General features: G+C 47.4%; 12 protein-coding genes and 1 pseudogene. 2 read left to right on the top strand and 11 right to left on the bottom strand.

Going from position 1 to position 12702, the window contains the following annotated elements:
• From NBH14_RS19925 to NBH14_RS19915, 3 genes and pseudogenes are all read right to left on the bottom strand, one after another.
• Positions 1–492 (bottom strand): annotated as a pseudogene (locus NBH14_RS19925) (DUF3868 domain-containing protein); the annotation flags it as partial.
• A 12-nt stretch (positions 493–504) separates the two neighbouring features.
• A complete protein-coding gene (locus tag NBH14_RS19920) occupies positions 505–1071 on the bottom strand; it encodes a DUF3575 domain-containing protein (RefSeq protein WP_186960828.1) in 567 nt (188 codons plus the stop codon).
• A gap of 434 nt (positions 1072–1505) precedes the next feature.
• Complete coding sequence (locus NBH14_RS19915; protein ID WP_186960829.1) at positions 1506–2420, bottom strand: site-specific integrase; 915 nt, start codon at positions 2418–2420, stop codon at positions 1506–1508.
• Between the two features lie 125 nt (positions 2421–2545).
• On the opposite strand from NBH14_RS19915, the gene NBH14_RS19910 reads away from it, so the two are divergent.
• Together NBH14_RS19910 and NBH14_RS19905 are read left to right on the top strand one after the other, a co-directional pair.
• Entirely contained in the window at positions 2546–4159 is a 1614-nt protein-coding gene (locus tag NBH14_RS19910) for an ABC-F family ATP-binding cassette domain-containing protein (RefSeq protein ID WP_186960830.1), read from the top strand.
• A gap of 57 nt (positions 4160–4216) precedes the next feature.
• Positions 4217–6058 carry an LTA synthase family protein gene (locus NBH14_RS19905; protein WP_186960831.1) on the top strand — a complete coding sequence of 614 codons (1842 nt, stop codon included), beginning with the start codon at positions 4217–4219 and terminating at the stop codon, positions 6056–6058.
• Positions 6059–6508: 450 nt separating this feature from the next.
• Here the strand turns inward: NBH14_RS19905 and NBH14_RS19900 are convergent, their stop codons facing one another.
• The 8 genes from NBH14_RS19900 to obgE form a co-directional block, all read right to left on the bottom strand.
• On the bottom strand, positions 6509–7048 hold the full coding sequence (locus NBH14_RS19900; RefSeq protein ID WP_186960832.1) for a DUF1097 domain-containing protein: 540 nt from the start codon (positions 7046–7048) through the stop codon (positions 6509–6511).
• Between the two features lie 261 nt (positions 7049–7309).
• Positions 7310–8848 carry a ribonuclease Y gene (gene rny, locus NBH14_RS19895; protein WP_128133519.1) on the bottom strand — a complete coding sequence of 513 codons (1539 nt, stop codon included), beginning with the start codon at positions 8846–8848 and terminating at the stop codon, positions 7310–7312.
• A gap of 103 nt (positions 8849–8951) precedes the next feature.
• Complete coding sequence (locus NBH14_RS19890) at positions 8952–9248, bottom strand: cell division protein ZapA (RefSeq protein WP_007659031.1); 297 nt, start codon at positions 9246–9248, stop codon at positions 8952–8954.
• A gap of 5 nt (positions 9249–9253) precedes the next feature.
• Positions 9254–9547, bottom strand: a complete 294-nt coding sequence (locus NBH14_RS19885) for a coiled-coil domain-containing protein (protein ID WP_007659032.1) — start codon at positions 9545–9547, stop codon at positions 9254–9256.
• A gap of 148 nt (positions 9548–9695) precedes the next feature.
• The gene (locus tag NBH14_RS19880) at positions 9696–9896 is read right to left on the bottom strand and encodes a winged helix-turn-helix domain-containing protein (RefSeq protein WP_007659033.1); all 201 of its coding nucleotides are present in this window, start codon (positions 9894–9896) and stop codon (positions 9696–9698) included.
• A 129-nt stretch (positions 9897–10025) separates the two neighbouring features.
• Positions 10026–10715, bottom strand: coding sequence for a B3/B4 domain-containing protein (locus NBH14_RS19875; protein ID WP_186960833.1), 690 nt, complete (start codon positions 10713–10715; stop codon positions 10026–10028).
• A 6-nt stretch (positions 10716–10721) separates the two neighbouring features.
• Positions 10722–11546, bottom strand: a complete 825-nt coding sequence (gene pgeF, locus NBH14_RS19870) for a peptidoglycan editing factor PgeF (protein WP_186960885.1) — start codon at positions 11544–11546, stop codon at positions 10722–10724.
• A complete protein-coding gene (gene obgE, locus NBH14_RS19865; protein ID WP_007659037.1) occupies positions 11491–12648 on the bottom strand; it encodes a GTPase ObgE in 1158 nt (385 codons plus the stop codon). Before obgE ends, pgeF begins: the two co-directional genes overlap by 56 nt.
• Between the last annotated feature and the right edge of the window lie 54 nt (positions 12649–12702).

The following is a 12702-nucleotide window of genomic DNA, read 5'->3' as shown; positions in this document are numbered from 1 at the left end:
GGCAAGCACCTCTCCCCGGCAACAGTCGCGGCTGATCTGGCGGAGCGACAATCCGGCGTTGCGCATCCAGGAGGTGTAAGGCACGCGGACGGTATAGTCGATCTCGTGGCGGCTTCCTTTTTTAGGGGACACGATGCGGCGGTAGCAGTCACTGCCGGGGATACGGGTCGATGGGTCGACCGCCAGGGCGCGGGCATCGTAACGGGCACGGCGGCGGCCGCTCACTACGATAGCCGGAAGTGCCAGCGAATGCCCATCGGCTTCGAGGCGGGGTTCAAGGACCAGGCTGCGCGACGAGGGGACACGGATATCTTCAAGCACGAATTGCAGGTGCAGCGAGACACTGTCGTCGTCGCCTACCTCCGCCTCACGGAAAGTAATGCGGAGGGGCGGCTCCCCTTCCCCACCCTCTGCGACGGTACGGGCCGGAAGAGCGGCGGAAAACAGGAGGCCGGAAAGGGCTATATATAATATGTATAGGAAATGTTTCATATGCCGGGCGGATTAATGGATAAAAAAGATCAGGGAGACGCCCGCACGCGTCGGGCCGAAATAGTGGCGGCGGAACGTTCCGAGCACTTCCGTACAGTCGTAGCAGACGTATTTCTCATATTGCATATAGGCGTAGCCGGCACCGACAAACGCTTCCAGTCCCCAGTGGCGGCCGATCACCCAATGGTAGCCCCAGGTCAGGCCGCCGCCGTAGAGTTCGCCCCGGTAGTTTTTATCTTCCATCCCCGGGATAAACGGGATATTTCCGATATTGAAATGGCCGTAGTGACCGTGAAGGCCGAAGAAGTAGCCCTCATACGTCTGGCAGGGCCAGTAGCGCAGTTCGGGTTGCACGAGGTAATGTTTGAGCGACATATCGTTTTTGAACTCCCAGGCATTGTAAGCGCCCCAAAGGTCGAGGCTCATTTTTCTACCCAGGCGGAACTCGAATCCCATATTCGGGGTGCTCGTTCCCCAATAGAGAAGGTTACTTTTCAATGACACATGTTGTCCGTGAAGAGGAATGGATACCATATGCAAACACATGAGTATCAGTATATAAAAGAGTCTATTTCCCATTATTATCTTTCTTTACCCCATAAACCTTATTTACGAAATAAGGTACCGGGCTTCATTTGGGGGAAAGAAAAAGACCTGTAAACTGATGGGAAAACAGCTCTTTTAAAGGGGAAAAAGGCTGGTTTTGCATAGGTCTATATCGTGAAAGGGTGTTAATTAGATTGATGCCCAGGGGCATTATGCGCCAAAACAGGCGGGATAAGACTTTTTAAGTAAAAGTTAGTAGCTGACAGACAAAAATAGTTGCTTTGGCATCACTCAGGTACATAACAATCTAGTCCAAAGCAAATTCATGTTTCAGAAATATGTTAATATATGCTTCCACTTTGTTTTTATTCCCTATCTTTGCCGTGCAAGATGCTTTGAAAAACAAGTTTTACTGCATCGTAGAAGTTAATATTAATACTTGCCACCCTTATTTCGTAAATAAGGGTTCAGGCCCTTTCCAGAAACATATCGGCCGCTTTCTTCGTAATCTTCGCATTCGCCTTGTTCAGTACCGACTGGTCCAGTTGGGCCAGGTAGATACGGGTTGTCTTCTCCGAAGTATGTCCCATAGCCTGGCTGATCACTGCCACCGGGATATTCTGCCGGAGCGCCTCGGTAGCCCATGAATGCCGTGCCACATAGGAGGTCAGTTTCACCGACAGATGCAGGCGGGCACCGATAATCACGAGCAGGCTGTTGTATTTACGGAGTGCGGCTTTATAGGCTTCGTGTCCGTCCTTGCCCGCCGAAAGGATGGGAAAAAGGTAAGGGGAACCTTTCTGCCCGTACTTTCTCAAGAGTAACCGCATGGCAGGCGTAATCCCCACCCGTATCAGTGCCCCGGTCTTATGCCGGTAATAAACGATCTCACCGCCCACGATGTTTTTCTTTGTCAGGTAGGCAAGGTCCACAAAAGGGATTCCGCAGGCGAGGTAAGAGAAAATAAACAGGTCGAGCGCTTCACGCAGCGAAGGCTCCGCCGGATAGTCCGCCTGCATCACTTTATTGACTTCCGCAATCTTCAAGGCGCGTTTGGCCGTTTCCTCCCGTTTGAGATGCAACCCGGCAAAAGGGTCACAGGCAGGTCCGGGCAGTCCTTCCCGTAAAGCGGTATGGCAAAGCGCCCGGAAACTGCTCAAGTAACTGTTCACCGTATTCACCGCCAGCCCTTCGGCGCGCAGAGAACTGCCAAAATCATCCACCATGGCGGCGGTTATATCTGTCCATTGCAGCGAAGCGCCTTTCCAAAAACGGTACAGCCGGTTGCGAACCACACGGTAGAGATCAGCCGTACTATCCTTTCCCGCCTCCCGCTTCCGGGTGACCTGAAAGTCCATGTAAACGAAAATGTTTTGTGTCATATTTCTTATATCATTATAGAAAAAAACAAATGTACAACAAGTTATACGCTGCGGGAAGTTCCAAAAAGTCAATAGATTTTAGTATCTTTGCGCACTCATTCGAAAAATTAATAGGTATTCAATATATGATAACGGTAAACAATCTGGACGTACAGTTCGGCAAACGTATCCTCTTTCAGGATGTAAACATGAAGTTTACGCCGGGTAACTGCTACGGTATTATCGGTGCCAACGGTGCCGGAAAATCAACATTTCTCCGCGTAATCAGCAAACAGCTCGACCCGACACGCGGTTCGGTAACTTTAGGCCCGGGAGAACGTCTTTCGGTATTAAGCCAGGACCACTTTGCTTTCGACGAATATACAGTTATGGACACGGTCCTGATGGGACACACCACCTTGTGGGAAGTCATGAGCGAAAAGAATGCGCTTTACGAAAAGCCTGACTTCAGCGATGCCGACGGTATCCGCGTTTCGGAACTCGAAGAGAAGTTCGCCGAGATGGAAGGATGGAACGCCGAAAGCGATGCAGCCAACCTGTTGAGCGGCCTGGGTATCGCCGAGGAGTACCATTACAGCATGATGAAAGACCTGAGCGGTAAGCAGAAGGTGCGTATATTACTTGCCCGCGCCCTTTTCGGACAGCCGGACAACCTGCTACTGGATGAGCCGACCAACGACCTCGACCTGGAAACGGTGAGCTGGCTGGAAAATTACCTGTCCAACTCCGACCACACGATCCTGGTAGTGAGCCATGACCGTCACTTCCTCGACTCTGTCTGTACACACACCGTAGATATCGACTTCGGTAAACTGCAAATGTTTGCCGGTAACTATAGCTTCTGGTACGAATCAAGCCAGTTGGCACTCCGCCAGCAGCAGAACCAGAACAAGAAAGCGGAAGAAAAGAAAAAGGAACTGGAAGAGTTTATCCGCCGTTTCAGTGCCAACGTGGCAAAGTCCAAACAGACTACCAGCCGTAAGAAGATGATCGAAAAGCTGAATATCGAAGAGATCAAACCGTCTTCACGCCGTTATCCGGGTATTATCTTTACTCCAAACCGCGAACCGGGCAACCAGATTCTCGAAGTGAAAGGACTGACGAAAAGCATCGAGGGCAAAGTTTTGTTCAAAGATCTGAACTTCAACGTAGAGAAGGACGACAAGATTGTATTCATCAGCCGCGACCCTCGTGCCATGACTGCCCTCTTCCAGATTATCAACGGAGAAGAAAAGCCGGAAGCCGGTACTTTCCAATGGGGCCAGACGATCACAACGACCTATCTGCCGCTGGATAATGCCAAATATTTTGATTCCGATTATAACCTGATCGACTGGCTGAGCCAGTTCGCCGGAGATACGAACGAGGTATTCCTGAAAGGTTTTCTGGGACGTATGTTGTTCTCGGGTGAAGAATTGCTGAAAAAGGTTAGCGTATTGTCCGGAGGTGAAAAGATGCGTTGTATGATTTCCCGGATGATGTTGACGGATGCAAACTGCCTGATCCTGGATACACCGACCAACCACCTGGATCTGGAATCTATCCAGGCATTCAATAATACGTTGCAGTCATTCAGAGGAAACGTCCTTTTCTCCAGTCATGACCACGAGTTCATCCAGACAGTGGCAAACCGTATTATCGAACTGACCCCTAACGGCATCATCGACAAGATGATGGATTACGATGATTACATCACCGATCCGGCAGTAGCCGAATTACGAGAAAAGTTATATAAATAGTAACTTTTCCCCTCTGGAGAGGGGGCAGGGGGTGTGTATTACATATATTATATAGAGATGAAAAAGCGGTTGTTATTTCTTCTGACAGTATTTATTGGTTGGCTTCCGGTCCTCGCCATTCAAAAGCCGGTCTTCATGTTATATCACCATGCCTTAGCGAACGGGGGTTCGCTAACCGATTACCTTAAGGTAATTACTCATGGTTTATTGCTGGATTGTACGGTTTCAGGGTATCTGACAGTTATTCCGCTTCTCTCTGTATTGATTTCCATCTGGTTACCGGGGAGGTTCTATCAGAAGTTCCTGAAAAGTTATTTTCTGATTATGGGAATCGTGGTTGCAGCCATCTTTGCGGTAGACGTTGCCCTGTATGGTTACTGGGGGTTCCGGCTGGACGCTACCCTGTTCTTTTACCTGCAATCACCCGCCGATGCCATGGCCAGCGTGCCGGTCGGTACATTCCTGCTTCAGTTCGCTCTTTTCGGGATCTATGCTTACGGGATATTCTGGCTGTTTAAACGGTTTATCGTACCTTTATTTCCCGCGACCCCGGCCCAAAACAGATTGGGAGGGACAATCATAGTCCTGCTGCTCGCCGGCATCCTTTTCATTCCGATCCGAGGAGGCGTGACTACTTCAACCGCCAATGTCGGCATGGTCTATTTCAGCAAAAACCAGTTTCTGAACCACTCGGCGATCAATCCGGCATTCAGCCTGCTCGCTTCTCTCAGCAAACAACAGGATTTTGCCGCCCAGTTCAATTTCTTCCCGGAAGAAGAGAGAAAGGAGCGCTATGCCGCACTGACCCTTCCGGATGACAGCCTGACAAATAACACGGAAAAGGTCAGTCTACTGACAACCGACCGTCCAAACATACTGATCATCCTGATGGAAAGTTTTACAGCAAACGCCATCGAAGCCGTGGGAGGAGAAGCGGGTGTCACCCCGAATCTAAACAGGCTAAGCAAAGAGGGGATCACCTTCACCAATATGTATGCCAACTCCTTCCGTACCGACAGGGGGATTGTTGCCGTACTGAACGGTTACCTGGCACAACCGACGACTTCTATCATGAAGTATCCCGCCAAAAGCCAGACACTTCCCTCTATCGCCAAAAGCCTGGGAGAACAGGGATATGTAGCCGATATGCTTTACGGGGGAGATATCAACTTTACGAATATGCAAAGTTACTTCTTCAGTTCGGGATACAGCCAAATTACTGCCGACCGTGACTTTCCACTCTCCAGCCGCCTCAGCAAATGGGGAGCAAACGATGACATCACTTTCACCCATCTATACGAATCGATCAAAGACCGGGATGAAAAGACGCCGTGGCTCAGTACATTCCTGACACTGAGCAGCCATGAACCGTTCGAAGTGCCTTTCCACCATCTGGATAACCCGTATCTTAACTCCGTTGCATTTACCGACAGTTGCATCGGTAGCTTTGTAGATAAGCTAAAGGAATTGCCGACCTGGAAGAACACGCTGGTCGTATTGATATCCGACCACGGCTTCCGTTACCCTTCAACACTGACGGATTACGAACCCCGCCGTTTCCACATCCCGATGATCTGGTTGGGCGGAGCCGTTAAAGAGCCGATGGTGATCGACACCTATGCCAACCAGACAGATCTGGCTGCCACCCTATTGTGCCAGCTAAACCTGCCGCACGACTCCTTCATATTCAGCCGCGACATACTCGATCCCGGCTCCCCCAAATATGCCTTCTACACCTTCCCCAACGGATTCGGTTTCATCGACAGCACGGGCGTTTCAGTATATGACAACGAAAGCAACAAACCCTTGCTCGAAACCCCGGTAACAAACAGCGAAACCCGCCTGAATAAAGGCAAAGTACTGTTACAAACGCTGTATGACGATTTGGGTAGCAGGTGAAAAATGAGCCAATGTGGCAATATGCCAATGTGCCAATTTAGAAAGAATTGAATCATCTGTTTATTGACTGGTTGTACCTGGCTCCCCTCTTGAGAGGGGGTAGGGGGTGTGTTAAAGCCAGTCAATAAAACAAGCCTTGTTACAGGTTTATTTGCCGTCTGCTTCAGCTGACGGATTAGTAAAGGGTCTATCTCATTGGACTTTAGTCCCATTTCTTACAGGTTTCTATCTAGGAGAAATGTGGCTGAAGCCAAAAGAGAGAAACAACTTGTAAACCGTCAGCTGAAGCAAACGGCAAATGAACCTACAATAGTTAAGTGACTCTGATTATGGAGGTTGTATGGCGGGGATATGACACACCCCCTTCCCCCTCTCCAGAGGGGAGCCAGTTACAACCGGTCGATAATTAGATAGTTCATATCTGATAATAGCTGAGCCATTCTTAGATCGTCACTCTTTTGTTTTTTCCGTATCTTCGCTTACTTTCTTTTCATAAGCGCTACGCAGGCAGATAGTGATATACCCGAATAAGAGACCGATCGTACAATAAATCATCTCCGTCAGAGCTGCCGTAGCAAAAGTGGCATTCGGCACATAATTCATAAAGGCAAAGAAAGCACCCGCACCAATAAACAACGCCGGTACTAAGGACAGCCATTCGCTCCGCTCACAGAAAATAGCGCAGAAAGCAATCACACCTACCGCCACAGGCACGGCAAAGAATCCCAGAGCAGGCGTCATCGCACCGCCAAGAACCATAATGACAATGGAGGCAGCAATACCGATCGCATAAGCAATAAAGGCTTTTATCCCTCCCCTCACCGTACAACCGGCCAGGAAGTAAACCGCCCACGACTGAAAAGAGATCCAACTAAAACCGACATTCCCCTCAGGAGGCACGGAGGTGTACAACAACTGGTCCAATGCCTGTATCAGGCATGCTAAAACACCAATAATCACGGGAATCAAAACAAACTTTTTTAGTGTCATTGTGGTAAAAGATTTAAATGAGTAATTAGATATAGAATATAGTGATTTTCGTACCTCTCGCGGCAAATATATTAATTTAACTGATAAAACACAACGCGAAAAGACAGATAACAACTTGTTATTGTGCAAAATAGACTATTCACACCATCCTGATATATATTCCCGACAGTCTAATAATTAACAGTTTCAGCCAACAAAAAATGGCCGATCTCCTCAGACCGGCCACCTTAAATTTTAGTTTCAAATATATCCTAAAGGACTTTATTTCGCATAACTTACAGCACGGGTTTCGCGGATAACCGTGATTTTTACCTGCCCCGGATAAGTCATTTCGTCCTGTATCTTCTTTGCGATTTCGTTTGACAGGTTTTCCGTATCCTTGTCGTCGATCTTATCTGCCCCAACAATAACGCGAAGTTCGCGGCCTGCCTGGATAGCATAAGTTTTCACAACACCCGGATAAGAAAGAGCTAATTGTTCCAGATCGTTCAAACGTTTGATATAAGCCTCAACGATTTCACGACGGGCACCCGGACGAGCTCCGGAGATAGCGTCACAAACCTGAACGATCGGTGCCAGCAATGTCTGCATCTCAACCTCATCGTGGTGAGCACCTACTGCATTACAGATATCCGGTTTTTCCTTATACTTCTCGCAAAGTTTCATACCCAGGATTGCGTGCGGCAATTCCGGTTCATCATCAGGCACCTTGCCAATATCATGTAACAAACCTGCACGTTTTGCTTTCTTCGGGTTCAATCCTAATTCAGAAGCCATCACAGCGCAAAGATTAGCCGTTTCACGGGCATGCTGCAACAGGTTCTGACCATAAGAAGAACGATATTTCATCTTACCGATCATACGGATCAGTTCGGGATGCAGTCCATGAACACCCAGGTCGATCACTGTACGTTTACCGGTTTCAACCACTTCGTCTTCCACCTGTTTTTTAACTTTCGTCACTACCTCTTCAATACGGGCCGGATGGATACGTCCGTCCTGTACCAGCTGGTGCAATGCCAGACGGGCAATCTCACGGCGAACCGGGTCAAAGCCGGAAAGAACGATTGCTTCGGGGGTATCGTCGACAACGATCTCAATACCGGTAGCAGCTTCCAGGGCACGGATGTTACGGCCTTCACGACCGATGATACGTCCTTTGATCTCATCCGATTCGATATGGAATACGGTAATAGAGTTTTCGATAGCAGTTTCAGTCGCTACACGCTGGATAGACTGGATAACGATCTTCTTTGCTTCTTTATTAGCCGTCATCTTCGCTTCTTCCATGATCTCATTGATATAAGAAGTTGCTTCCGATTTGGCTTCGTCTTTCAACGATTCGATCAGGCGTTCTTTGGCTTCATCGGCAGAAAGTCCGGACAAAGCTTCCAAGTGTTCGATTTCCCGCTGATGAAGTTTTTCCAGGTCTTGCTTTTTTCTGTCCACCAATTCCAATTGAGTAGCCAGATTTTCTTTCACCGCATCAATCTCGCAGTTTTTACGCTGCAAATCTTCCTGACGCTGATTGAGTGTCAGTTCACGTTGTTTCAACTTACCTTCGGCCGACTGGATCTTTGCGTTCCTTGCCGATACTTGTTTTTCCAGATCCGCTTTCAGATGAAGGAATTTTTCCTTTACTTCCAGCAATTTATTCTTCTTGATCACTTCCGCTTCCTTCTCGGCTTCCCTCAGTACGGAATCGTACCTCGACTTCAGAAGAAAACGCATGCTCAACCACGTCAACAACCCTCCTATCAGGAGAGCTACAATTGATGATATGATTATATACACTGTCATTTTACTTATAATTTAAATTCATATATATAAAACAAAAAAAGCACTACAATACACGGCAACCGTGCAGAGCAGTGCGGAAACTCTTCTTACAATTATATTATAATTACTTATCCTTCAAATACTGTTCCAACTCACCCGTGAGTTCCTGTATCTTATCTGTAATGGGACTTGTATCGTTTTTATCTTCCAATTGCAAATTAGTCATAGACAATTGAAAAGCAACCATGGCTAACAAATCTTTTACATCCACATCGGACTGAGCAAAATTTTGCCGATACTGATTGATCTTATTACGTATCTGCTTGGCGGCATCCCGCGCCAACTGCTCGTCTTTCCGATCAATCCAAAGACCGTAACTCTTTTCGGCTATATCTAAATGTATAAGAAATTTATCGTCCATCGCTTCTATTCGTTTAATAGTGCAATGCACTTGTCTACTTCCCGCACTAACTTCGATAAACGCATCCTTGCACTTTTCATTTCCCCTTCATTTACAGAAACGACTCTTGCCGTCAGCAGTTTATCGCATTTGGTATTCAACTCTTCGATCGTTTTTATTGCCTGCTTCAGTTCTGCTTCCTTATGGTTCAAAACAGTTGTGAGCTCGTCGATCTTATGGTTTTGCTTATTACATAATTCCATTAAATCACGAACTCTAACCTCAAATACAGCCAACAATCTCTTTTGATCTTCGGTCATTTCACACCAAATTCTAGACAAAAGTAAAATTTAGAATTGAATTAAACAACAAGGCGGTCTGTTTTTTTAAACAGAAAACATCCAAACACACAAAAGGCCGTCCAAATAATATCCGAACAGCCCTCCTAATCAAGTATCGGTTACGCGATTAGATCAACGCAACAAATAATTCACCTTCAATCTCTTCGAAAGACAACTTTCCTTCTTTTGCTAACCAACCAAATGCAGCATACATGTCTTTTTCTGCTTTGATCTTAGTTGCTTTCTTTACTGCCTTAACACTCATTTTTCCGCCTTCGTTTAAAACTGTCCAAACAAGGCCGGCGTTTGTACCAATCAATTCGATCATTTTCTTTTTCGTTTTGTTAATTCGTTAACGGGGGCAAATTTATAGATTAATCGATTAAAACAAAAGGAAATAGATGTTTTTTAGCATAAAAACGAGTGTTTTTGAGGTTTCTAAACATAATTAACGCGTTTATAACATAATTTTCACTCTACTTTCAGGCGTAATCAACTCCATTTCCAAATTAGTTGTTGATACATATCGGGTTAATAGGGACACCCCATAGGTCAACGCCTCTTGCAGGCCCTCTTTTCCAGAGTATCCGTTTATAATCATTAACAGCTTTCCCGTATTCATGTCGATCTTGGTTCGTTCTTCATCGCTGGTCGGAGTACCAACGCCTCCCTGATTATCGCGATAGACCGGAAGGCCGGCTATATTCAGTTCGCCACGGCCTATTCCATGATAAATCTCGCCTTCCCGACCGACACCCAGCACCAGGTCTCCGTCAATCTTACCGGCATCGAACCCGCCGATAGAATAGCCGCTCTGAATAGACAGGAGATTGATTATATCGACCAATGTATCTATTTTATATAAGGGCAATTCGCGGAGGATACGCCGGCGAAGCGCTTCTGCCGAAGGACGGTAACGGTTCGGATCTTTCCCCAGACGCTTATAAGCCTGCCTGGTTGCCTTGATAGGAGGAAATTTGTTTATATCTTCCAGCTTGCAGGATGTACGGATATAGGTTTCCACTTCTGTTATTTCTTTCCACAATTGTTCGTCCGAAACGGTGTTTACCACATCGCATTCCACAACGGCGACATGCAGGTCCGGGCAAGCCTTCGCTATTTCTTCCGAGATAGAAACATGTATCATATAGTATTACTCTTTAATCATTATACCGGACAGGATACGTCCGCTTTTTATTCCCAGCCGGCGGGCGGAGAAAAAATCTTCATGGTGCCGATAAGTGCAGATTCCGGAAACTTCAATACGCTCCGGCAATAATCCGGATTGCAGCAACTGGATACGGTTTGCCTCCCAGAGGTCGATATGGGCTTTACCGGTCTGAGCGTTTCGTTCCATGATACGATTCATATCCACACCAGTCTCCCTGAAAGCATCGACCACCTCCTCGCCTACCTCGAAAGCCTCCTTGCTGATCGACGGGGCGATACCCGCCATCATCAGGCCAGGATTACAGGAATAACGGTCCACCATACAACGGATGGTTTTAGCAACGATCTGCTTTACCGTTCCCCTCCATCCGGCATGGATAGCCGCCACCACCTTCTTATCCGGTGCATAGACCAGAACCGGGACACAGTCTGCCGTAGAGACAGCGATGCAGAATCCCGGTATATTCGTCACCAATGCATCTTTTCCGTGCATCTCCTGCTGTTGGGCATCAATACAACTTATTTCCGCTTCATGCACCTGACAGGGCGCAAAAATCCTTTCGGGAGAAATTCCCATTGCATCCGAAAGGAGCTGACGGTTCATCCGGACGGAAGCCGGATCGTCACCGCTGAACTCTCCCGGATTCATCGTCGCATAATTACCCTGGCTCACTCCTCCGTGACGGGTCGTTATAAAATGAGAAATGTTGCATTCTCCGCCTAATCCGGAGAATTGCAACATTTCTACTGTATTACTTTTCAGTTTCTTCATCTTCGTCGTCCCACTCGTATTCTTCATACTCTTCATCCGGATCGTCGTCGTCGACAGGAAAGACGAAATCATCGTCATCATCATCCAGGGGTATCGAACTGACATCGATGTTCTGGTGAACAATGTTCTCAACTTCGTGGAAGGTTTCCTTATTCAGTTCCTTCCACAACAAGTCTTTCAACTCCGTAATACCCTGCTGGGTAATGGAAGAGATAAACACATGCGGAATACCTTCGGGTAAATCCTCCGACAGGGCTTCGATCAGTTCGTCATCCAGCATATCACTCTTGGTGATTGCCAGCACACGGCTTTTACCTAGCAATTCGGGATTGTATTTTACCAGTTCGTTATGAAGGATCTCGTATTCCTTTTTAATATCGTCGGTATCTGCCGGGATCATAAACAGAAGCAGCGAGTTTCGTTCGATATGGCGAAGGAAACGGAGTCCGAGACCTTTCCCCTCACTGGCTCCTTCAATAATACCGGGAATATCGGCCATCACGAATGACCGATGGTCGCGATAACTTACGATGCCCAGGTTCGGTTCCAGTGTCGTGAACGGATAGTTCGCAATCTTCGGCTTAGCCGCCGATACGACAGAAAGCAAAGTCGACTTTCCGGCATTCGGAAAACCTACCAACCCCACATCTGCCAGCAACTTCAATTGCAGGATGACTTTGCGTTCCTGAGCCGGTTCTCCCGGTTGAGCATAACGGGGAGCCTGGTTGGTAGATGTCTTGAAATGCCAGTTGCCTTGTCCGCCACGACCGCCTTTCAGCAGCATGACTTCCTGGCCGTCTTCGGTAACGTCGCAGATATATTCACCGGTTTCGGCATCATATACCACGGTTCCGCACGGCACTTCGATCACCCGGTCTTCACCGTCTTTTCCGAAACTGCGCTTGGCACTGCCGCCTTCGCCGTTCGTTGCCATGATATGACGTTCGAACTTCAGATGCAGGAGGGTCCAGTAATTTCGGTTGCCACGAAGATACACATGGCCTCCTCGCCCTCCGTCGCCTCCGTCGGGGCCTCCTTTCGGAATATATTTCTCACGACGAAAGTGAGAAGACCCTCTTCCGCCCTTTCCCGAGCGGCAATAGATCTTTACGTAATCTACAAAGTTTGATTCAGCCATAAAAAATAATTATTTAATGTGATAATATGCCAATGTGCCAATGAAGAAACCCTT

The organism is Parabacteroides caecihominis, assembly GCF_023656785.1.
In the GTDB taxonomy this organism is placed as follows: Bacteria; Bacteroidota; Bacteroidia; order Bacteroidales; family Tannerellaceae; genus Parabacteroides; species Parabacteroides segnis.
The sequence above is the reverse complement of the archived record's forward strand: the minus strand, read 5'-3'. Positions and strand labels throughout refer to the sequence as shown.